Origin of the sequence: Micromonospora sp. L31 (assembly GCF_052068075.1) — a bacterium.
Taxonomy (GTDB): domain Bacteria; phylum Actinomycetota; class Actinomycetes; order Mycobacteriales; family Micromonosporaceae; genus Micromonospora; species Micromonospora purpureochromogenes.
Genome location: NZ_JBQHDC010000002.1, coordinates 355,236 through 375,862 on the forward strand (window position 1 = coordinate 355,236; position 20,627 = coordinate 375,862).

The 20,627-nt window shown below is 73.0% G+C and carries 21 protein-coding genes; 7 read left to right on the forward strand and 14 right to left on the reverse strand.

Features of this window, described 5'->3' with window-relative positions; translation table 11 throughout:
* Positions 1-37: 37 nt before the first annotated feature.
* From ACTMS9_RS08240 to ACTMS9_RS08250, 3 genes are read right to left on the reverse strand one after another with little or no spacing between them, the layout of a single operon-like run.
* A complete protein-coding gene (locus ACTMS9_RS08240) occupies positions 38-430 on the reverse strand; it encodes a VOC family protein (protein ID WP_210779345.1) in 393 nt (130 codons plus the stop codon).
* A 5-nt stretch (positions 431-435) separates the two neighbouring features.
* Positions 436-1,074 carry a lipoyl(octanoyl) transferase LipB gene (gene lipB, locus ACTMS9_RS08245; RefSeq protein ID WP_154943993.1) on the reverse strand — a complete coding sequence of 213 codons (639 nt, stop codon included), beginning with the start codon at positions 1,072-1,074 and terminating at the stop codon, positions 436-438.
* Between the two features lie 28 nt (positions 1,075-1,102).
* On the reverse strand, positions 1,103-2,953 hold the full coding sequence (locus ACTMS9_RS08250) for a DUF2079 domain-containing protein (RefSeq protein WP_441145415.1): 1,851 nt from the start codon (positions 2,951-2,953) through the stop codon (positions 1,103-1,105).
* Positions 2,954-3,106: 153 nt separating this feature from the next.
* On the opposite strand from ACTMS9_RS08250, the gene ACTMS9_RS08255 reads away from it, so the two are divergent.
* Positions 3,107-3,496, forward strand: coding sequence for an SCO5389 family protein (locus ACTMS9_RS08255; RefSeq protein ID WP_088961009.1), 390 nt, complete (start codon positions 3,107-3,109; stop codon positions 3,494-3,496).
* 155 nt (positions 3,497-3,651) lie between these two features.
* Complete coding sequence (locus ACTMS9_RS08260) at positions 3,652-4,845, forward strand: extracellular catalytic domain type 1 short-chain-length polyhydroxyalkanoate depolymerase (protein WP_441164604.1); 1,194 nt, start codon at positions 3,652-3,654, stop codon at positions 4,843-4,845.
* A gap of 86 nt (positions 4,846-4,931) precedes the next feature.
* Here the strand turns inward: ACTMS9_RS08260 and ACTMS9_RS08265 are convergent, their stop codons facing one another.
* The 4 genes from ACTMS9_RS08265 to ACTMS9_RS08280 form a co-directional block, all read right to left on the reverse strand.
* Entirely contained in the window at positions 4,932-5,831 is a 900-nt protein-coding gene (locus ACTMS9_RS08265; RefSeq protein WP_441164605.1) for a TIGR01777 family oxidoreductase, read from the reverse strand.
* A 227-nt stretch (positions 5,832-6,058) separates the two neighbouring features.
* Positions 6,059-6,319 carry a hypothetical protein gene (locus ACTMS9_RS08270; RefSeq protein ID WP_441145408.1) on the reverse strand — a complete coding sequence of 87 codons (261 nt, stop codon included), beginning with the start codon at positions 6,317-6,319 and terminating at the stop codon, positions 6,059-6,061.
* Positions 6,316-6,549 (reverse strand): hypothetical protein, encoded by a 234-nt coding sequence (locus ACTMS9_RS08275; RefSeq protein WP_441164606.1) that lies wholly within the window; start codon positions 6,547-6,549, stop codon positions 6,316-6,318. The genes ACTMS9_RS08270 and ACTMS9_RS08275 overlap by 4 nt, the downstream gene beginning before the upstream one ends.
* A 34-nt stretch (positions 6,550-6,583) precedes the next feature.
* A complete protein-coding gene (locus ACTMS9_RS08280) occupies positions 6,584-6,880 on the reverse strand; it encodes a hypothetical protein (RefSeq protein ID WP_441164607.1) in 297 nt (98 codons plus the stop codon).
* 335 nt (positions 6,881-7,215) lie between these two features.
* Between ACTMS9_RS08280 and ACTMS9_RS08285 the strand changes: the two genes are divergently transcribed.
* A complete protein-coding gene (locus ACTMS9_RS08285) occupies positions 7,216-7,443 on the forward strand; it encodes a winged helix-turn-helix domain-containing protein (RefSeq protein WP_441164608.1) in 228 nt (75 codons plus the stop codon).
* A 311-nt stretch (positions 7,444-7,754) separates the two neighbouring features.
* Here the strand turns inward: ACTMS9_RS08285 and ACTMS9_RS08290 are convergent, their stop codons facing one another.
* Positions 7,755-8,669: an LLM class flavin-dependent oxidoreductase gene (locus tag ACTMS9_RS08290; protein WP_441164609.1), complete on the reverse strand. Its 915-nt coding sequence runs from the start codon at positions 8,667-8,669 to the stop codon at positions 7,755-7,757.
* A gap of 242 nt (positions 8,670-8,911) precedes the next feature.
* Entirely contained in the window at positions 8,912-10,255 is a 1,344-nt protein-coding gene (locus ACTMS9_RS08295; protein WP_441164610.1) for a low temperature requirement protein A, read from the reverse strand.
* A 202-nt stretch (positions 10,256-10,457) separates the two neighbouring features.
* On the opposite strand from ACTMS9_RS08295, the gene ACTMS9_RS08300 reads away from it, so the two are divergent.
* Positions 10,458-11,402 (forward strand): SDR family NAD(P)-dependent oxidoreductase, encoded by a 945-nt coding sequence (locus tag ACTMS9_RS08300; protein WP_441145396.1) that lies wholly within the window; start codon positions 10,458-10,460, stop codon positions 11,400-11,402.
* A 100-nt stretch (positions 11,403-11,502) separates the two neighbouring features.
* Here the strand turns inward: ACTMS9_RS08300 and sucB are convergent, their stop codons facing one another.
* Positions 11,503-13,341 (reverse strand): 2-oxoglutarate dehydrogenase, E2 component, dihydrolipoamide succinyltransferase, encoded by a 1,839-nt coding sequence (sucB, locus tag ACTMS9_RS08305; protein WP_441164611.1) that lies wholly within the window; start codon positions 13,339-13,341, stop codon positions 11,503-11,505.
* Positions 13,342-13,414: 73 nt separating this feature from the next.
* Positions 13,415-14,803 (reverse strand): dihydrolipoyl dehydrogenase, encoded by a 1,389-nt coding sequence (gene lpdA / locus ACTMS9_RS08310; protein ID WP_441145392.1) that lies wholly within the window; start codon positions 14,801-14,803, stop codon positions 13,415-13,417.
* Positions 14,804-14,981: 178 nt separating this feature from the next.
* Here lpdA and ACTMS9_RS08315 point away from each other — a divergent pair, with 178 nt between their 5' ends.
* Complete coding sequence (locus ACTMS9_RS08315) at positions 14,982-15,311, forward strand: hypothetical protein (protein ID WP_441145390.1); 330 nt, start codon at positions 14,982-14,984, stop codon at positions 15,309-15,311.
* A 228-nt stretch (positions 15,312-15,539) separates the two neighbouring features.
* On the opposite strand, the gene ACTMS9_RS08320 is transcribed toward ACTMS9_RS08315, so the two are convergent.
* Entirely contained in the window at positions 15,540-17,111 is a 1,572-nt protein-coding gene (locus tag ACTMS9_RS08320; protein WP_441145388.1) for a leucyl aminopeptidase, read from the reverse strand.
* Between the two features lie 164 nt (positions 17,112-17,275).
* Between ACTMS9_RS08320 and gcvT the strand changes: the two genes are divergently transcribed.
* Positions 17,276-18,406, forward strand: a complete 1,131-nt coding sequence (gene gcvT, locus ACTMS9_RS08325; protein ID WP_441145386.1) for a glycine cleavage system aminomethyltransferase GcvT — start codon at positions 17,276-17,278, stop codon at positions 18,404-18,406.
* Positions 18,407-18,487: 81 nt separating this feature from the next.
* Here the strand turns inward: gcvT and ACTMS9_RS08330 are convergent, their stop codons facing one another.
* Complete coding sequence (locus ACTMS9_RS08330; RefSeq protein WP_441145384.1) at positions 18,488-18,793, reverse strand: putative quinol monooxygenase; 306 nt, start codon at positions 18,791-18,793, stop codon at positions 18,488-18,490.
* 66 nt (positions 18,794-18,859) lie between these two features.
* Here ACTMS9_RS08330 and ACTMS9_RS08335 point away from each other — a divergent pair, with 66 nt between their 5' ends.
* The gene (locus ACTMS9_RS08335) at positions 18,860-19,216 is read left to right on the forward strand and encodes a winged helix-turn-helix transcriptional regulator (protein WP_441145382.1); all 357 of its coding nucleotides are present in this window, start codon (positions 18,860-18,862) and stop codon (positions 19,214-19,216) included.
* A 107-nt stretch (positions 19,217-19,323) separates the two neighbouring features.
* On the opposite strand, the gene ACTMS9_RS08340 is transcribed toward ACTMS9_RS08335, so the two are convergent.
* A complete protein-coding gene (locus ACTMS9_RS08340; RefSeq protein ID WP_441145380.1) occupies positions 19,324-20,619 on the reverse strand; it encodes a DUF2314 domain-containing protein in 1,296 nt (431 codons plus the stop codon).
* Positions 20,620-20,627 lie beyond the last annotated feature (8 nt).

Below are 20,627 nucleotides of genomic sequence, written 5' to 3' on the forward strand. Positions count from 1 at the left end.
CACCACCGTAGAGCCGGGGTACGACCGTCGGACGGCTCTACGCGGGGCCGAGCAGGTCCCAGCGATTGCCGGCGATGTCGCGGAAGACGGCGACCCGCCCGTACGGCTCGGTGCGCGGCGGCCGCACGAACTCGACGCCCGCGTCGACCATCCGCCGGTGCACCGCGTCGAAGTCGTCGACCTGGAGGAAGAAGCCGACCCGACCGGCGACCTGGTCGCCCACCGCGCGCTCCTGGCGCTCTCCGTCTGCGCGGGCGAGCAGCAGGCCGGTCTGCGCCCCGGGCGGGCGGACGACGACCCAGCGCTTGGGGCGCCCGTCGGTGGTCAGCGAGGGGGAGTCCTCGACCAGGTCGAAGCCGAGCACCTCGGTGAAGAAGGCGATCGCCGGGTCGTACTCGGCGACGACGACGGTGACGAGATCGACGTGCACGCGGCTCAGCCGAGCAGGGTGGGCAGGCGACGCTCGACCACCGGGAGGACGTCGGCGACGCTGACCGGTCGGCCCAGCTCGGCGGTGAGCGAGGTGACCCCGGCGTCCCGGATGCCGCAGGGCACGATCCGGTCGAAGTACGTCAGGTCGCAGTCGCAGTTGATCGAGAAGCCGTGCAGGGTCACCCCACGGGCCACCCGGATGCCGATGGCGGCCACCTTGCGGGCCGGACCCCGGTCGTCCTCGGGCACCCAGACGCCGCTGCGCCCCTCGACCCGGCCGGCGGCCAGCCCGAACTCGGCGCAGACGTCGATCAGCAGCTGCTCGGTGCGGCGCACGTAGGCGACCACGTCCACCGGGTCCGGCAGGCGCAGGATCGGGTAGCCGACGAGCTGGCCCGGCCCGTGCCAGGTGATCTTGCCGCCCCGGTCCACGTCGACGACCGGGGTGCCGTCCATCGGGCGGTCCCACGGCTCGGTGCGCTTGCCGGCGGTGTAGACGCTCGGGTGCTCCAGCAGCAGCACGGTGTCGCCGCGCTCACCCGCCACCACCGACTCGTGGAGGCGGCGCTGTTCGTCCCAGGCGGCCTGGTAGTCGAGCAGGCCGGCGCGGACGGCCGTCAGGCCGGAAGTCGTCGCGGTCACCTCACCAGCCTAGACCCGCCACCGGGGCTCACCGGGGGTGAGCCTCGTCGCGTCGGGCGGCCGGAACCTCCCAGAGCCAGACGTCGTCGACCCGCCGCGGCGGACCGAGCAGGGCCGTCGCGGTACGGCGCAGGGCGTCCTCGTCGAGGTCGTACTTGGCCCCGTGCACCTCGTCCGGCAGCACCACCGCCTCGACGCCCCAGTACCGCAGGTCGGCCAGGCAGAGCTGGATGCTGCCCTCGGTGACGATCGGCACCAGGCCGGTGCGGCCGGCCTGGTCCATCAGCGTGTCGAAGGTACGCGGCGGCGGGCCGATCCGGCCCCGGCCGTCCGGGCCGCCGGGGCCGAGAAAGAAGCCGGCCGGGATGCGGAACTCGCCCTGCCGGTGCGCCAGCGCGTACGCCTGCCAGCGCTGCCCGTCCGGCGTCACGTCCAGGGTCAGCGGCAGCGGGGTGAGCACCCCGCCGGGCGAGACGTGCTGTCGCCAGGTTCCGGCCGTGATGAATTCCGGCACCGGCGGCCGGGCGCTGGTCGCCAGCGGCGTGGGCAGCAGCGGCAGCAGCGCGACCGCGAAGCCGGCAGCCCACGCCGTCGCCACCCCCCGCCGCCTGGGTGGGTCGGCCCGGAGCTGGTCGACGGTGTACGCCAGCAGCAGGCCGATCACCGGCGCGACCACCAGCGCCAGCCGGGACGGCAGCGCGGCGTTGACCACCGGCAGCCCGTCCAGCAGGCCGAACGGCAGCAGTTGGTCGGTGCGCCGCCCGTCCCACTTCGCCAGCGACCCCCAGGAGAGCACCGAGAAGAGCGCGGCGGTGACGCCCAGCGCGGCCAGCGTGGCCCGGCGGCCCGGGTCGGCCCGCCGCCACAGCGCCACGAAGCAGGCGACGGCGAGCAGCAGCAGCGGCAGTCCGAAGAAGGAGTTCTCCTCGGTCGGGTTGGGTGCCAGGTTGGTGCCCAGGCCCGCCGCGCCGGCCAGCGACCGTTGCGGGTACGCCCCGAACGCGGCGATGTCCTCGGAGTGGATCACGGCGTCGAAACCGGTGCCGTGGAAGCGCTGCGGGCCGGCGAAGTGCAGCCAGAGCGGGTACGCCAGCAGCGCCCCGGCCACCAGCGCGGTGACGCCGAGCCCGCGTAGGAAGGTGGGCAGCGCCGCCCGCGCCTCGGCCCGCCGGGCCGGGTGCAACGCCCAGACGGCGAGGAAGACGGCGAGCGCCAGCGCGGTGAAGAAGAGCCCCTCGGCGGCGATCGAGAAGGCAACCGCCACCAGCACGCCGAGCACGATCCCGCCGCGCAGCCAGCGCCCGGGCCGGCGCAGCGCGAACACCCCCCAGGTCAGCAGCGGCACCAGCCAGCCGGCGGTCCAGTTCAGGTGCGCGTTGGCGTGCGAGACCATGCCGGGGGAGTAGGCGATGAACAGCGCCCCGACGCCGGCGGCCAGCCGGCTGCGGACCAGGTGCCGGGAGAGCAGCCAGTACCAGGCGAGCGCGGTGGCGACCAGGTTGAGGGTGAGGATCACCAGGAACGTCGCCGGGGGCCCGATCAGGTACGTCAGCGGGGCGAAGACCGCCGCGTAGACGGTGATCGAGGTGTTGACCGCGAGGTTCACTCCGTCCGGGACGTTGACCAGCTGGGTGAAGAACGGGTTCTCCCCGTGGGTCAGCGCGTGCCCGCCGAAGGCGAGCAGCCACTCGAAGAGGGCCTGGTCGCTGGAGTTGACCGTGATCGCCCGGCTGTTCGGGTCGCGCCAGAGGCCGCTGGTCACCCAGACGGCCAGCACCACGGCGGCCAGCACCACGCTCAGATCGGCCCGGCGACCTTGGCCGGTGGCGGGTGCGGCGGCGGGCGGCTGGTCGGCGGCCAGGGTCGGGGAGGTCGGCACGGAGCGGACGTTACCAACCGGATCTGGCGGCACCGCTCAGACACGAAAGCCGGTCGGACGCAGAATCTTGATTCCTTGTTGGAAATGACTTCCAATTGCAGGAGTTGCGCCATCGCGCAGATCGCGCGTCAGTGCGCAGATCGGAGGAGCACCATGTCTCTCGACGTACCCACCGCCCTGTTGGAGCGGGCCGAGGCCGGCCGGGTGGACGACGAGGAGTTCGTCGACTGTGTCCGGCGGTCCCTGCCGTACGCCTGGTCGGTGGTCGCCGACGTCGCCGCGCGCGCGGCCGACGGCGGCCGGATGGCCGAGCACGCCGTGCCGCCGCCGTCGGAGGCCGAGCGCGGGCAGTTGCTGCGCGCGCTGGCCAGCGACGCCATCCGGGGCGGGCTGGAGCGGCACTTCAACGTGACGCTGGCCTTCCAGAACTGTCACCGGGTGGCGGCCTTCCCGCCGGCGCTGGTCGGCGGCGACGCCCACCGGCAGTTCGTCTCGCCGCTGGCGCAGATCCGTAACCAGAGCCCGGAGCTGCGCAACTGCTGAGGGGTCGGGTCGGGGTCCGGGCTGCCGGGCCCCCGACCGCCACATCGGCGACGACGAATGTGTGAGCGGCGACCATGTCGCTGGTTTGAAACACGGACGTAACGTCTCGGCAACTCGGGGGTGACCCAGTTCACACGCCGCAACAGGAGGTCGCCGTGCACCGTTCCCCATCCGTCCTCGCCCGGCTCGCCGGGGCACTGGCCGGGGCCGTCGTCGCCGCGGCCGCCCTGGTCGCGGTCGCCGTGCCCGCCCAGGCCGCCACGCTGACCCAGGTCACCGGCTTCGGCTCGAACCCGGGCAACCTCGCCATGTACGCCTACCGCCCGGACGGGCTGCCGGCCAACGCGCCGGCCGTGGTGCTGCTGCACGGCTGCACCCAGAACGCCGCCGGCTACTTCGCCAACTCCGGCTGGCAGAAGTACGCCGACCAGTGGAAGTTCGCCCTGATCGTGCCCCAGCAGTCCAGCGCCAACCAGTCGCTGAGCTGCTTCAACTGGTTCGTCGAGGGCGACATCAGCCGGGGCCAGGGCGAGGCGCTGTCGATCAAGCAGATGGTCGACCACGCCAGGACCAACTACGGCCTCGACGGCAACCGGATCTTCGTCAGCGGGCTGTCCGCCGGCGGGGCGATGACCTCGGTCATGCTGGCCACCTACCCGGACGTCTTCGCCGCCGGCTCGGTCATCGCCGGCCTGCCGTACCGCTGCTCGCCGCCGGCGTCGACCAACACCTGCCAGTACACCGGGGTGGACAAGAGCCCGGCGGCCTGGGGCGACCTGGTCCGCAACGCCTACCCCGGCTACACCGGCCGCCGCCCCCGGGTCGCCATCTGGCACGGCACCTCGGACACCACCGTGGTGCCGATGAACGCCACCGAGTCCCGCGACCAGTGGACCAACGTGCTCGGTGTGTCACAGACCCCGACCAGCACCGCGTCGCTGACCGCCGGCACCAGCCTGGAGGTGTACGGCAACGACGCCGTCCGGCTCTACCGGGTCTCCGGCATGGGCCACGGCACGCCGGTCGACCCCGGCTCGGCCGCCGACCAGTGTGGTACCGCGACCGCGTACTTCCTGGACACCATCTGCTCGACCTACCGGGACGCCCTCTTCTTCGGCCTCGGCGGCGGCGTCACCCCCACCCCCACCGCGACGGCCTCCCCGACCCCGACCACCGCCCCCACCTGCGTCACCGCCAGCAACTACGCCCACGTGACCGCCGGCCGCGCCTACCAGTCCGGCGGCTACGCCTACGCCCTCGGCAGCAACCAGCGGATGGGCCTCTACAACACCTTCAACACCAGCACCCTCAAGCAGACCGCCCCCTCCTACTGGGTCATCGGCTGCTGACCCCCACCCCGTCGATCATGAAGTTGTTGCCCAGCGCACCGGCGGGTCGGGGCAACAACTTCATGATCACCGCCTCGGGCCGAGGGTCAGTCGGTGAGGGCGGCGTGCAGGGCGGTGGGGAGGTCGGGGTGGGTGTAGCGGAAGGTGGCCTTGGTGAGGACGCCGGGGAGGACGCGGGTGCTGGTCAGGGCCTCCTGGGCGAAGCCGCCCAGGGCGACCTTCAGGGCCAGCGCGGGGATCGGCATGATCGCCGGACGGTGCAGTTGGCGGGCCAGCTCCCGGGTGAACTCGGCGTTGGTGACCGGGGCCGGACCGACCACGTTGACCGGGCCGCCGATGTCGTCGCGGTCGAGCAGGAACAGCGCGGCGTCCAGCCAGTCCCGCATCGAGATCCACGGCAGCCACTGCCGGCCGCTGCCCAGCTTCCCGGCGATGCCCAGCTTGAACGGCAGCAGCTGCGGCTTGAGCAGCCCGCCGTCGCGGTGCAGCGGCAGCCCGGTGCGCAGCCGTACCACCCGCACCCCGGCGTCCTCGGCCGGCCGGGTCGCCGCCTCCCAGACCCGGCAGACGTCGGCCAGGAAACCCTCGCCGGCCGGGGAGTCCTCCTCGACCGCCCGGTCACCGGTGTTGCCGTACCAGCCGACGGCGGAGGAGTTGAGCAGCACCGTCGGCCGGTCGGCGGCCGGCAGCCCGGCGATGGTGATGGCCAGGGTGGTGGTGGTGTCCACCCGGCTGGACCGGATGAGCCTCCGGTAGTCGTCGTTCCAGCGCTTGTCGCCGACGCCCGCGCCGGCCAGGTTGACCACCGCGTCGGCCTCGGCCACCACGGCCGGGTCGAGCTGCGCGGCGGACGGGGTCCACTGTCGCTCGTCGGGGGTACGCGGCGGCCGTCGCACCAGGCGGGTGACCTGGTGCCCGTCGGTGGTGAGGCGGTCGACCAGCCGGGTGCCGAGGAAGCCGGACGCGCCGGCCATGAGGATCCGCATGTTCATATCTTCGGGTACGTGGCCCGATTTGGATTCGGATGAAGGACATCACAAGTCCGGGCTGTCCGCCGTACGTCAGATGGACGGCAGGCGGGGCCGAGGCTGCCGGGTGCTGCAGCCTTGCTCCTCGGGATCGCCGGCACCATCGCCACGGTCCGCCAGAACACCAATTCGAATGACGAGGGCTGAGCCCGCCGGTGGCAGATCCCCAGAGTGACTACGACCCCTCAGGTTCGTCTGCGGGGCAGTGCCCAGCCCAGGAAGCGGTCGAAGAGCTGAGCCGGCTTGGGGTACTCGTGCGGGTTGAGGGTGTGAAGTTGGCCGGCCGCGTCGTGCAGCAGCCCGCCGAGGTAGACCAGCAGCGCCACCCGGTCGTGCGCGTACTCCCGCAGCAGGGTGAGTCGCGCGGTCGCGCACGGCCAGGGCGCGGCGCAGATCCGGCAGAGCCAGAGCGGACGGATCGGCAGGTGCGGGCGTGGCGGGCTCACCAGCGGCCGCCGTTGGCCCGCCAGGTCTGCGCCGGGGTGAGCCGCCCGACCCGGCCGACCTGTGGGTTCGCCCAGGTCGTCTCGTCCCACCAGCGGGTGTTCAGCGGCGGCGTGGGCGGCTCGGTCGGGACCGGCGCGTGCCGGTCCGGGCAGGCGGCCCAGCGCAGGCCGCACGAGCACCAGCGCCGCCCGCGCCGCCAGGTCCGCCGGTGCCGAGGCCCGAGCGGCACTGGGCCGTCGTTGCGCCGCCGGCCCGGCCACACCTCAGCGCCGCCCTTCGGGTACGCGGAGCTGCCGCTCCGCGCGGGCCGCCAGCTCGTCGACCGCCCGTTCGGACAGGCCCCGCGAGTGCAGCACCCGCCGTCCCCAACGGTGCAGGCGACACGGGTACGGGGTCCGGTCGCTGCGGCACACTGGACCGGCCGGCCAGGACTCGGGGGAGTGGACCACCACCGCCCGCACGGCCAGCCGGACGTGTTCGCCCGTCACGTACGGGGGCATCGGCAGCTCGCCGAGCACCTTCTCCACCGCGTCGATCGGCTCGTTGACCAGGGGCTGCACGCGTTCGGCCTTCCTCTCGCTGATCAGGGGTGCGGCACCGAGGCGGGCGGGGTCGGTCGTCCGCCCCCCAGGGATGACCGGTGGCCCAGCACCCACCCCGGGCCTGCTCTGAGCCCGTCGACCTGGGTTCCGGGCATCCTTGGCACCCGACCGACCTCCGGGGGAGGGGTCGGCCGGGCGCGTCCTGCAGGACAACCAGCTCCGGGTTTGCAGACCAGGGAGCCAGCCGCCACGAACTTGTACTTAGTACTGCTCATAGGTCAACTACCGGCTACCTCTTACTTGTCGGTAGAAGAAGGGCGTGATCAAATGGCGGTGCAGACCAGGGAGATGACATGCCCGCCAAGCCCAAGTGGGCGCGACTCGCGGACCTCATCCGCGAGCAGATCGCGTCCGGAGAACTCGCCCCCGGCGACAAGTTGCCGTCCACGTCCCAGCTGTGCCTTGAGCACGGCGTGTCAGCCGGCGTGGTCACTCACGCCATGATCGTGCTCAAGACCGAGGGACTGGTCGAGGGTGTCCATGGCCTGGGCGTCTTCGTGACCGAGCGGCCCACGGACTGACTGCACGATGCGGGACCGGGTGAGGGCGGGACCGGCTCGTCCTGCTCAACCAGGTCGAATCGTTCAACCTCGACCGTCCGGTGCTGGTCTGGCCCGGCCAGACCTACTGGATCGACCGGGACACCGACGAGCTCCGCGTCGACCGCGGCGACGGCCGGATCATCCGTGCCCCCGGCTGGGTCTGCCGCTGACGCTGGACGCGGCCGACCGTGAATCGTTTACGTCATCAGCTCTAAAGCGTCTCGATGAGACGCTCGGCTCCCGGGCCGGCGTCGGCTCGCCGCTGACAGCCGGCGGCCAGACGCCAGCGGTCAGGACAGCCGGGCGAGCACTGGCGCCAGCGGTTCGAGGGCGTCCCGGCGTACCACGAAGCGGGTGACGCCCCAGCGGCGCCGGTGTTCCGCGACCGCCGCGACGATCTCGTCCGCCGTTCCGATCAGCACGAACGGCGTGGCCAGCACCTCGGCGACGGTCAGCCCGACCTCGCGCGCGGTCTCCGCCGCGGCGGCCTCCGCGTCGTCGGTGACCACCACCCTCTGCACCAGCGCCTCCAGCGCGGGCGGGTCGTCCCTGCCGGCCGCGCCGGCGGCGACATGGTCGAGCTGCGCCTCGATCTGGTCGGCCCGCCAGCGCACGTCGTGGGCGTGGCCGTCGGCGAGGGTACGCCCGAAGCCGGTCAGCCCGACCACCTCGGCGTGCACGCCGGCCCAGCGCAGCAGCGTCGAGTTGGCGGTGCCCATGGTCAGCGGGATCCGGTCCTGCACCGGGCGGGGCGCGGTCAGCCGGGCCTCCCGGACCGCCAGCTCGGGGGAGTCGACGGTGACCTCCTTGCCGTCGAGCAGGGTGCGGACGGCCTCGGCGACGGCGACGCAACGGCGTACCCGGCCGGCGACGTCCGGGCGCTCGCGGCCGACGGCGCGCCACTCGGCCGGGGTGTGGCCGGCACCGACGCCGAGCCGGGCCCGCCCGCCGGAGACCAGGTCGAGGGTGGCCACGTCGGTGGCGAGCAGCATCGGCTCGCGGACGCCGAGGTTCGACACGTACGACCCGAGGCCGATCGTCGAGGTCACCGACGCGGCGGCGGCCAGCGCCACGAACGGGGACGTCACGGCCCCGGGGTGGTCGGCGGCGAGCAGCGCGTCGAAGCCGGCGGCCTCGGCGTGGCGGGCCAGGTCCAGCCAGCTCGCCGCGTCGGTGGGGGTGGCCTGGAGGCAGAAGACGGTCACCGGGCCAGCCTGCGCCGTCGGGGACCTCGCCGGCCAGCCCGGAGGGGCCGATTCTGCTGACCGGCGAATCCTCACTCGGGCAGCGGCACGCCGAGTAGCTCCTCGGTGGCCCCGCCGCGCACCGCGTTCAGGGCGGCCACCAGCTTCTTCTCCTCGTAGACGAAGTGCGATTCGAGCAGCGCGCTCAGGCCGTCCAGTTCGGCGCGTACCCCGTCGACGCCGGCCGGGTCGGCGGCCAGCTCCTACGTCGAGGTGCCCGTCTCGTCCGTGCCGGTCTCCTTCCACCGGGCCCGGAAGGCCGCCTCGTGCGCCTCGTAGGTGGTCCTTTCGTGGAAGACCACCTCGTGCAGCGCGCGCCGGCCTTCCTCCATGGTCACCACCTCGACCACCACCAACCCGACGCAGATCGCGGTGAGCAGGGTCAAGGTGGCCAGCCCGGGCAGGTGGGAGCCGACCGGGATGCCGAGGGCGAGCAGGAGCACCGCGGCGACCCGGGTCCAGGACAGCGTGCGCAGCGTGCGCAACTGGAAGAGCATGTTCCCGCACAGGTAACAGATCACCCCGCCGAAGAGCAGAGGCACGCTCGGGCCGTGCGCCGGCTCCTCGAGGGGCACGGACGGATCGGCGATCTCGTGCACGATCCCCTCCGAGCCCAGGGCGAACAGGATGATCCCGGCGATCATCGGCAGGTACAGGTAGGCATACGCGTCCCGCGCCATCGCCACCCGTTCTCGCCCCTCCGCGACGTGCAGGGCGATCCGGGCGGCCGGGCCGATGACGTCGTAGTGGGCCCACCAGAGCGCGGCGGTGAAGAAGATGCCCAGCGTCGCCGCCGCGACCGCCGGCCAGGTCGGCGGCTGGCCGAGCAGGTTGCTGCCGACGCCGACCGAGATGACCGATTCGCCCAGCGCGATGATCAGGATGAGTTCGTAGCGCTCCGTCCAGTGCTCGGCCGAGGCCACCCCCCAGCCCCCGGTGCCGCCGAGGAGCCCGGACCCGTACTGGAGCAGCACCACGCACAGCCAGAGGCCGTCGCGCACCATCCCCGCCATTTCGGGGTCGTCGATCCGGGTGGGGATCAACGCCGCGCCGAGCAGCAGGAGGGTGCTGAACACCAACTCCGGCGCGAACCGGATCAGCTGCTTGCGTTCCCGTGGGCTGTCCCGTACGACGTGCAGGTAGAGGAGGAAGTGCACCGCGCGGATCACCACGTAGGTGACCGCTACGACCACCGGCCCGGCCGCCGCCGCACGGGGGTCGCCGAACGCCTGCGGCAGGGCCAGCGCGAAGCAGAAGAGCGCAGCCATCCCGACGACCATCAGCACCGGCACGAAACCCTCGCCGAGCCGCACCCGGGTGGCCACCACGCTGTGCACCACCCAGGCCCACCAGAGCACCGCCAGCACCAGCATGCCGTGCAGCAACGCCGAACCGGTGATCTGGACGGCGGTGGCCCGGGTGATGATGAAGAACGAGAAGACGAAGACCAGGTCGAAGAAGACCTCGAAGCGGTCCACCCGGGCGCCGGGGGCGACGGAGATGGCGGGCCCCAGCGTCCCGCGCCGCCTCCACCGCCCGCTGCCCACCCGTCCACTCTCGCAGCGTCGGCTCGGCCCGGAGGCGATTCCCCTCAGCCTGCAGACCGTCCATCAGCAGGTCCAGCCGCCGGCCGGCGAGGTCGCGCTGGCCCGGCTGCCGACGTCCGCGTTACCTCCGCGCCCTGGTGGGAAAACGCCCGCACCGCGGCGTCCAGCAGCCGCCCGCCCCCGCCTCGGACAAGGATGGATCATGACCACCAGCACACCTGTCAGCACGCCGTTCTCCCGCGAGTCCACCGCCATGGAGGTCGTGCGCGGCATCGACCTCACCGGTCGACGGGCCGTCGTCACCGGTGGGGCGTCCGGCATCGGCGTGGAGACCGCCCGTGCGCTCGCCGCCGCCGGGGCCGAGGTCACCCTCGCCGTACGCAACCTCGACGCCGGCCAGCGGGCCGCGGCGGACATCACGGACACCACCGGCAACGACCGGATCCTCGTCGCCCCGCTCGACCTGGCCGACCAGTCGTCGGTGGCCGGGTTCGTGCGGACCTGGGACGGGCCGCTGCACATCCTGGTCGACAACGCCGGCATCATGGCCTCGCCCGAGATGCGCACCCCGCAGGGCTGGGAGATGCAGTTCGCGACCAACCACCTGGGCCACTTCGCCCTGGCCACCGGGCTGCACCGGGCGTTGGCGGCGGCCGGGGGCGCGCGGGTCGTGTCGGTCAGCTCGGCGGCCCACCTGCGCTCGCCGGTGGTCTTCGACGACATCCACTTCACCCGGCGTCCGTACGACCCGTGGGAGGCCTACGGGCAGTCCAAGACGGCCAACGTGCTCTTCGCGGTGGAGCTGACGAGGCGCTGGGTCGACGACGGCATCACCAGCAACGCGTTGATGCCCGGGGCGATCCGGACCAACCTCCAGCGCTACATCAGCGAGGAGGAGCTGAACCGGATGCGCGCGCAGAGCGGCGGCGGCGCGGCCTACTGGAAGAGCGCCGAGCAGGGCGCGGCCACGTCCGTGCTGGTCGCCACCTCACCGCTGCTCGACGGCATCGGCGGGCGCTACTTCGAGGACTGCCAGGAGGCCGGGCCGAACCAGCCGGGCACCCGCACCGGCTACGCGCCGTACGCGCGCGACCCGGAGGCCGCGGAGCGGCTCTGGGCGGTCTCCGAGGAGACCCTCCGGGCCTGACGCGGGGTGCGGCGCCGGTTCCGCGGTCGCCGCACACAGGGCGGAACGGCGCAGGGCGCCCCGGTCGGTGTGACCGGGGCGCCCTGCGCGTACGGGAGGATCAGAGGCCGAGGTCGGCCTCGAAGTTGCCGCCCTCCAGGCGCTCCTTGACCGCGACCAGGAAACGGGCCGCGTCGGCGCCGTCGATCAGCCGGTGGTCGTAGGAGAGGGCCAGGTAGATCATCGAGCGGACCGCGATGACCTCGCCCAGCTCCGGGTCGTTGACCACGACCGGGCGCTTGACCACGGCACCGGTGCCGAGCATCGCCGACTGCGGCGACGGCACGATCGGGGTGTCGAAGAGCGCGCCCCGGCTGCCGGTGTTGGTCAGCGTGAAGGTCGCGCCGGCGATCTCGTCCGGGCTGATCTTGTTGGTCCGGGTCCGCTCGGCCAGGTCGGCGACCCGCTTGGCGATGCCGCCCAGGTTCAGGTCACCGGCGTTGTGGATGACCGGGACCAGCAGACCCCGCTCGGTGTCCACGGCGATGCCCAGGTGCTCGGCGTCCGGGTAGGTGATCGTCCCGGCCTCGAGGTCCATGCTGGCGTTGACGATCGGGTACGCCTGCAGCGCCTCGATGGCCGCCAGCGCGAAGAACGGCAGGAACGACAGCTTGACGCCGTGCCGCTGCTGGAACGACTCCTTGGCCTGCGCCCGCAGCTTGGCGATCTTGGTGACGTCCACCTCGATCACCGTGGTGAGCTGCGCCATCTCGTGCAGCGACTCGTGCATCCGCTTGGCGATGGCCTTGCGGATCCGGGGCAGCTTCTCGGTCGTGCCGCGCTTGCCACTCGGCTGCGGCTTCGCGGCCGGCTTGGCCGGGGCAGCCGCGGCGGGCTGCTGCGCGGGGGCCGGCGCGGCCTTGGCCGCCTTGGCCTTCTCCGCCGCCTCCAGCACGTCCTGCTTGCGGATCCGGCCGCCGACACCGGTGCCGTTGACCGAGGACAGGTCGACACCGTGCTCGCCGGCCAGCTTGCGCACCAGCGGGGTCACGTAGCCGGCCGCCTCCTCGCCGCCCTGGGCCGGGGCGGTGGGCCGCTGCGGGGTCGGGGTCGGCGCGGACGGCTGCGCCGCCTGCTCGGCCTTGGCCGGCTCGGCGGCGGTCTCCGCCTCGGCCGCCGGCTCGTTGTACGACAGACCCGGGGTCGGCTCCTCGACCTTGGGCTCCGGCTTGGCCTCGGCCTTCGGCTCCGGCTTCGGCTCGGGCTTCGGCTCGGGCTTGGCCTCCGCCTTGGGCTCGGGCTTCGGCTCCGGCTTCGCCGGGGCGGCCCCGGCGGCACCGATGATCGCCAGGTCGGCGCCCACCTCGGCGGTCTCGTCCTCGGCGACCTTGATCTCCAGCACGGTGCCGGCGACCGGCGACGGGATCTCCGTGTCGACCTTGTCGGTGGAGACCTCCAGCAGCGGCTCGTCCACCTCGACGGTCTCGCCGACCTGCTTGAGCCAGCGGGTGACCGTACCCTCGGTGACGCTCTCGCCCAGGGCCGGCATCTTCACCGCGGTGCCCTCGCCGGACGGCGCCGGGGCGGCCTCGGCCTGCGGCTGCGGCGCGGCGGGCTGCTCCTGCTCCGGCTCCGGGCCGGTGCCCGCCGCGGCGGCGGTGGGCTCGGCGGCCGGCTCGGCCGCCTGCTGCGGGGCGGCCTCGCCGCCACCGGCCTGCTCGCCCTCACCGGCGATGACGGCCAGCTCGCTGCCCACCTCGGCGGTCTCGTCCTCGCCGACCACGATCCGGCTCAGCACGCCCGCCGCGGGGGACGGGATCTCGGTGTCGACCTTGTCGGTCGACACCTCGAGCAGCGGCTCGTCGACCTCGACGGTGTCGCCCTCCTGCTTGAGCCAGCGGGTGACGGTGCCCTCGGTGACGCTCTCGCCGAGCCGAGGCATGGTGACCGATACCGGCATCTCTTATGACTCCTTCATTCCCCTGGTGCGATCTCGCCCGTCTGCCGCCGGACGCCGCGGAATCAGTTCTCGATCAGGCGTGCGCGTGCAGCGGCTTGCCGGCGAGGGCCAGGTGCGCCTCGCCCAGGGCCTCGTTCTGCGTCGGGTGGGCGTGCACGAGCTGCGCCACCTCGGCCGGGTACGCCTCCCAGTTGTAGATGAGCTGCGCCTCGCCGACGAGCTCACCGACCCGGGCGCCGACCATGTGCACGCCGACCACCGGGCCGTCCTCCACCCGGACCAGCTTCACGAAGCCGGCCGTCTTGAGGATCTGGCTCTTGCCGTTGCCACCCAGGTTGTAGTTGTAGGTCTTGACCTTGTCCGCGCCGTACTGCTCCTTGGCCTTCGTCTCGGTCAGACCCACCGACGCCAGCTCCGGGTCGGAGTAGGTGACCCGCGGGATGCCGGCCTCGTCGATCACGGCCGGGTTCTGGCCGGCGATCTCCTCGGCGACGAAGATGCCCTGCTGGAAGCCGCGGTGGGCGAGCTGGAGGCCGGGCACGATGTCACCGACCGCGTAGACGTTCGGCACGCTGGTGCGCAGCCGCTCGTCGGTCAGCACGTAGCCGCGGTCCATCTTCACGCCCTGCTCCTCGTACCCGAGGTTGGCGGTGTTCGGACCACGCCCGACGGCGACCAGCAGCAGCTCGGCCTCGACGGTCTCGCCGCCGGCGATGGTCAGCTTGACGCCGTTGTCGGTCTTCTCGACCTTCTCGAACGGCTTGCCGACCTTAAAGTTGATCTTCCGCTTGCGGAAGGCCCGCTCCAGCGCCTTGGACGACTCCTCGTCCTCGGCGGCGACCAGGCGGGGCAGCGCCTCGACGATCGTGACGTCCACGCCGAAGGACTTCCACACGCTGGCGAACTCGACGCCGATCACGCCGCCGCCGAGCACGATCACCGACGCCGGGACCCGGTCCAGGGTCAGCGCGTGGTCGCTGGTGATGATCCGCTCGCCGTCGATCTCCAGGCCGGGCAGGCTCTTGGCGTACGAGCCGGAGGCCAGGACGACGTTGCGGCCGGTGTAGCGCTTGCCGTCGACCTCGACGACGTTCTTGCCGACCAGCTTGCCGGCGCCGGCCACGAAGGTGATGTTCTTGGCGCTGCCCACCAGGCCCTGCAGGCCCTTGTAGAGGCGGGAGACCACGCCGTCCTTGTACGAGTTGACCCCCGCCATGTCGATACCGACCAGTTCGGCCTTCACGCCGAACTGCTCGGACTCGCGGGTCTGGTCGGCGATCTCGGCCGCGTGCAGCAGCGCCTTGGTGGGGATGCAGCCGTTGTGCAGGCAGGTGCCGCCGAGCTTCCCCTTCTCGATCAGCGCGACCGAGAGATCCAACTGGGCGGCGCGCAGCGCCGCCGCGTAGCCGCCGCTGCCACCTCCGAGAATGACGATGTCGAAGGTCTCGTTCGGCTCGCTCACGTCCAACTCCCAGGTCGCGTCGCTGCATCGGGGGTCACGGAGGGGTAACAGGGACACACCCCACCTCGGTCATCTTGTCACTAGGGGATGCGGGGCGCGTACCGAGGTGCCCAACGACACGTCGTCGACACGTACTCTTGGCACCGTCTTCGATGACGGACGGGGGAGGAGACAGTCGGTGGGGCTATTCCGGCGACGAAAGCAGACGGGCGCGGTCAGTCGTGGCCGCCCCGCCGACCGGGCCGATCTGGACCATCTTGAGGACTTCGTCCGGACCCGGCGGGGCGTCGAGGCGTACATCGAGCCGCGGACCACGGTCACCGAGACCACGGTCATCCTGATCGCCGACGACGGGGAGTGGACCCGCCGCCGCGTCGACGGCCCCGAGGGGGCCCGCCGCTTCGCCCACCGGCTGGCCATCCCCATCTACGACGTCCGCCTGATGGGCTACCCGCAGCGGATGCGCGACTACAACGAGCGCCGCAAACGCCGCCCCGAACTCTTCTGACCCCTGCCCGGCCCTGCCCGGCCCTGCCTCGCCCGGCCGGGCGTCGCCGTGCGCCGTCCCGCGAGATGCGGCGTGTCGCGGTGTCCGGGCGGGCTGACACCGCGACACGCCGCAAACGGGGTCGACCTTGGCGCGGGGCGTGGGAAGCGGGGCCGGCTGCCGGGTGGAATGCGGGCGGGGCGCCTCCCAAGTGTGGGAGGCGCCCCGATCGTGGGTCGCGGGTGGGCGTCAGCCGTTGGCGGCGACGTCCTCGACGAGCTGCACCAGGGTGCGGACCGGGACGCCGGTGCCGCCCTTCGTCCAGTAGCCGGTCGCCTCGCCCGAGTGGTAGCCCGGGCCCGCGATGTCGATGTGCGCCCAGGCCACGTCCTCGGTGACGAACTCGCGCAGGAACACGCCGCCCTGCAGCATGTGCCCGGCCCGGTCCATGCCGGCGTTGACCTGGGAGATGTCCGCGACGTCGGAGTCCATGCCCTTGCGCACGTCGTCCGGCAGCGGCATCGGCCAGGCCGGCTCGCCGACGGACTCGCCGACGGCCCTGACCCGCTCGCACAGCTCCGGGGTGCCCATCACGCCGGCGATCTTCTTGCCCAGCGCGATGACCTGCCCACCGGTGAGAGTGGACGTCTCGAAGAGGTAGTCGGTGCCGTCCGCGCAGGCCCGCGCCATCGCGTCGCCCAGGATCATGCGGCCCTCGGCGTCGGTGTTGAGCACCTCGACCTTCTTGCCGTTGAACATGGTGATCACGTCACCCGGCCGGTAGCTGGTGCCCGACGGCATGTTCTCCGCCATCGGCAGGTACGCGGTCACCGCCACCGACGGCTTCACCGCGGCGATCGCCAGCATCGCGGCGCCGACGGCGGCCGCCCCGGCCATGTCCGACTTCATCTCCCACATGCCCTGCGCCGGCTTGATCGAGATGCCGCCGGTGTCGAAGGTGATGCCCTTGCCGACCAGCGCCACCCGCTTGCCGCTGCCGCCGCCCGACGGGGTGTACGTGAGCTTGACCAGGCGCGGCGGGGCCTCCGAGCCCTGCCCGACGGCGACGATGCCGCCGTACCCGCCGGCGCGCAGCGCCTCCTCGTCCAGCACCTCGACGCCGAGCCCGGCCGCGCGGGCGGCCGTCGCGACGGCCTCGGCGAAGGCCGGCGGACGCAGCTCGTTCGGGGCGGTGTTCACCCAGTCCCGGCTGGTACGCACCGCACCGGCCACCGCGGTGGCCCGGTCGATCTCGCCCCGGGCGGTCGCGTCACCGGCGTCCGGCACGGAGATCAGCACCTCGGCCACCGGCGTACGCCGGGTCGGCTGCGGCTTGGTCTTGTAGCCGGCGAACCGGTAGCCACCGAGCAGCGCGCCCTCGGCGACCGCGCGCAGCGCGGCCGGGGCGTCGGCGTCGTCGGGCAGCGGCATGCTCAGCGCCACCCGGGGCGCGCCGGCGAGCGCCCGGACGACGGCGCCGGCGGCCCGGCGCAGCGTCTCCGGGGCGGGGGCGGCGCCGGTCGGCTCGGGGCCGAGCCCGACCGCGGCGACGATCGGCGCGGTCACCGTGCCCAGCGTGGCCAGCTTGGTCACCTCGCCCGGAGCGCCGGTCGCGCCGAGCAGCGCCAGCGTCTCGGTCAGCTTGCCGTCGAAGGCGGCGGCGATGCTCTCCGCGCCACTGGCGAGCAGCAGGGTGCCGGCGAGGCCGCTCGTGGCGTCCTGCTCTCCGGTCTGGCTGTGCACGCCGATCACGATCGCGTCGACGGCAAGCTCGGCGGGGTCGGTGTCGACCAGGCTCAGGGTGGTGCTGGGCGATGTCACTGAAGCTACTCCGGGCGGGCCGGGCCGGTCGCGTCGCCGCGTACCGGCGATGAAGGTCTCCGGCGGCAACCTACCCGCCGGAAGCTTGGCTGTCCCGCCGATGGCTGTCGCGGCGGGTCCCGCCGATGCTAACCAGCGGCGGGTACCCCGGTAAGTTGCCACCCATGACGGACGTGACCTCCGACGCCGCCGCGACCCGGCTGCGCCGTTCCCCGCTGCACGAGCGGCACACCGCTCTCGGCGCCAAGTTCGCCCCCTTCGGGGGTTGGGAGATGCCGCTGGAGTACGCCGGCGGCGGCGTGCTGAAGGAACACACGGCGGTGCGTACCGCCGTGGGTGTCTTCGACGTCTCCCACCTGGGCAAGGCGCGGGTCACCGGGCCGGGCGCGGCGGACTTCGTCAACGCCTGCCTCAGCAACGACCTAAGCCGCATCGGCCCGGGCCGGGCGCAGTACACGCTCTGCTGTGACGACGCGACCGGCGGCGTGGTGGACGACATCATCGCCTACCTGCACGCCGACGACCACGTCTTCCTCATCCCGAACGCGGCGAACACCGCCGAGGTGGTGCGCCGGCTGCGCGCCGCCGCGCCGGCCGGGATCACGGTCACCGACGAGCACGAGGCGTACGCGGTGCTGGCCGTGCAGGGCCCGCGCTCGGCGGAACTGCTCGGCGGGCTGGGCCTGCCGGTGGAGCACGGCTACATGAGCTTCTCCGCCGCCACCCTGGCCGGAGTGGAGCTGACCGTCTGCCGCACCGGCTACACCGGGGAGCTGGGCTACGAGCTGGTGGTGCCGGCGGAGCACGCCGTCGCGGTCTGGGACGCGCTGTTCGCCGCCGGTGCGGCGTACGAGCTGCGGGCCTGCGGGCTGGCCGCCCGGGACACGCTGCGCACCGAGATGGGCTACCCGCTGCACGGGCAGGACCTGTCGCTGGAGATCACGCCGGTGCAGGCCCGCTCCGGCTGGGCGGTCGGCTGGGACAAGCCGGCGTTCTGGGGCCGCGAGGCGCTGCTCGCCGAGAAGGCCGCCGGCCCGCGCCGTACGCTGCGCGGCCTCGAGGCCGTCGACCGGGCCATCCCGCGCCCCGGCATGACCGTCTACGCCGGCGACACCGAGCTCGGCACGATCACCAGCGGCACGTTCTCGCCCACCAAGAAGCAGGGCATCGCCCTGGCCCTGCTCGACACGGACGCCAAGCTCGCCGACGGCGACCTCGTCGAGGTCGACATCCGCGGCCGCCGCGCCCAGATGCGCGTCACCCGCCCCCCGTTCGTGACCCCCTCGGTCAAGTAGTTCGGTCGATCATGAGGTTGGCCGCGGTCCGGGAGATCGACATCGCCGTCAACCTCATGATCGACGCGGGCCGGGGGCGGGTCAGGGGGTGGAGGTGACCTCGGTGGGGGTGTAGTGGCGCATCTCCTCGATGTCCTGGATCCAGGGGCGGATCTCCGTCAGGAAGCCGGGGAAGTGCGGGCCGGTGCGGAAGGCGTCGAGGTGGGCCTCGGCGGAGGTCCAGCGGATGCGGAGGATGTGGGCGGCCGGGTCGTCCACGCAGCGGCTCAGCTCGTAGCCGAGGCACTCGGGGGCGGCGTCCAGGGCCTGGGCCGCCCGGGCGTACGCCGGGACGAACTCGGCCCGGCGTTCCTGCGGTACGCGGTACCTGATGTACTCGACGATCATGCCGACAGCCCACCACCCGATCCGACGCGTGATCAAGTACGCACTTTCCGGTAAGTAGGGTGCCCGATGCCGAAGCGCTATCACTGCGCGGTGGAGCTGGCCGTCGACGTGATCGGCGGCAAGTGGCGGCCGGTGATCCTCGCCCACCTCAAGGAGGGCGTGCACCGCTACGGCGAGCTGCGCCGGCGGATGCCGGACGTCAGCGAGAAGATGCTCGTCCAGCGCCTGCGCGAGCTGGAGGCCGACGGCCTGGTCACCCGGGTGGACCGCGGCACCCCGCGCGCTCCGCACGTCGAGTACCACCTCACCGACGAGGCCCGCACCCTCGTTCCGGTGCTGGAGGCCCTCCACGCCTGGGGCGCCGCCCGCGCCGCCCGCACCAACACCCTGATCGCCCCACCCCCGCTACCTGACCCACGTTGACCAAGAGGTTTGCGTCGCCCGGACACCCGGATCCTGACGCGAACTTCTTGATCAACAAGGTCGGGCGGGGCAGGTCGGGCGGGGCAGGTCGGGCGGGTGGGGAGGGGTCAGTGGGTGGGGCCGGGCCGTTCGCCGGCGTCGAGGACGGCCTGGGTCCAGCCACCCTCGATGACGCCGGTGCCGTCGAGGAGGGCCCAGTCGACCACGTCGGTGGCCTCGATCACGACGGGGGAGCCGATCCGGACGGTGGGGTCGGTGTTGGCGTCGCTGGCGCTGGCGCCGACGAGCCGCTCCGGCACCTCCCAGGAGGTCACCCCGGCCCAGACGAACTCGGGGCCCTCGTCGCCGGGCAGGCCGTACTTGACCACGAGCTGCGACTCCGGCGGCAGCTTGCCGGCGAGGAACCGGGCCCGGATGTCGTCCAGCCCGGCCCGCGCGGTGGCGATCGCCTTGCTCATCGCGTCACCCGGCCGGGCGTAGCGGACGTCGGGCTGGATGCCGGAGAAGAGCGTCGCGCAGGCCGCGGCGAAGTACTTCCCGGGCGGGCCCGGGTGCCCGGGCGGCGGGCGCAGGCTGAGGAACGAGTCGGCCTCCGGGTCGGTGGCCGGGTCCAGCTCCAGCCGCAGCAGCACCGGGGCCGTCGCGCCGTGCTGCTCCGGATTGCCGTACGCCACCGCGATGTCGTGCCCGGTCACCGTGGCCAGCACGGGCAGCTGCACGAACGCCGGCACCTCCTCGCCGGCCAGCCCGTCGGTCCAGTCCCGCAGCAGCCGCCGGGCGGCCCCGGTCATCACCGCGCCCCAGGCCCGGGTGAGGTGGTCCGGCACGCCCTGGGTCTGCAACTCCAGCAGGCCGAATCGGCGCAGCCCCTTGGTGGTGAACCAGAGCCCCTCCGCGTCGGAGGAGTAGGGCACCAGCACCCAGTCGACCAGGCGTACCCGGCCCTCGGCGTCCGGCAGCGAGCGCAGCGCGGCCGCCGGGTCGAGGAACTGCAACCCGAACACGTCCACGACGTCGCCGTCGACGGACTCGGCGACCGCGGCGGCCACCGCGCGGGCCGCCCACTCGTGCGCCGGCGGCCAGCCCGGCCGGTACTCGGCCTGCACCACCACCAGATGGCTGGCCGCGGCCAGCCGACCGAGCTGCGCCTCGGTGGCGCCGAACGCGGTGAGCAGGTCCGGCGGCAGCTGCGGAAACTCGTCGATCGACCGGGTGTCCACCGTCATCAGCGGGCTGTCCAGCATCTGCGTTGCCAGCCCGTGCACCGGCTCGGCCAGCCGGCCCTCCAGCGCCCGTACCGCCGTCTTCGGGCTCACCCGGGGCAGCCCCGCCATCGGCACCAGGTACGTCGCGCTCAGCGACTCCGGCACCGGGATGGGGAGGAAGTCGTCCGTGATGAGCAAGTCGTCCC

Bases quoted from the DNA above. Each gene is read 5' to 3' on its own strand.
- ACTMS9_RS08255 (WP_088961009.1), top strand. From the start codon at position 3,107: ATGTCTCTCGACGTACCCACCGCCCTGTTGGAGCGGGCCGAGGCCGGC.
- ACTMS9_RS08265 (WP_441164605.1), bottom strand. From the start codon at position 5,831: ATGCGGATCCTCATGGCCGGCGCGTCCGGCTTCCTCGGCACCCGGCTG.
- ACTMS9_RS08285 (WP_441164608.1), top strand. From the start codon at position 7,216: ATGCCCGCCAAGCCCAAGTGGGCGCGACTCGCGGACCTCATCCGCGAG.
- ACTMS9_RS08300 (WP_441145396.1), top strand. From the start codon at position 10,458: ATGACCACCAGCACACCTGTCAGCACGCCGTTCTCCCGCGAGTCCACC.
- sucB (WP_441164611.1), bottom strand. From the start codon at position 13,341: ATGCCGGTATCGGTCACCATGCCTCGGCTCGGCGAGAGCGTCACCGAG.
- gcvT (WP_441145386.1), top strand. From the start codon at position 17,276: ATGACGGACGTGACCTCCGACGCCGCCGCGACCCGGCTGCGCCGTTCC.
- ACTMS9_RS08330 (WP_441145384.1), bottom strand. From the start codon at position 18,793: ATGATCGTCGAGTACATCAGGTACCGCGTACCGCAGGAACGCCGGGCC.
- ACTMS9_RS08335 (WP_441145382.1), top strand. From the start codon at position 18,860: ATGCCGAAGCGCTATCACTGCGCGGTGGAGCTGGCCGTCGACGTGATC.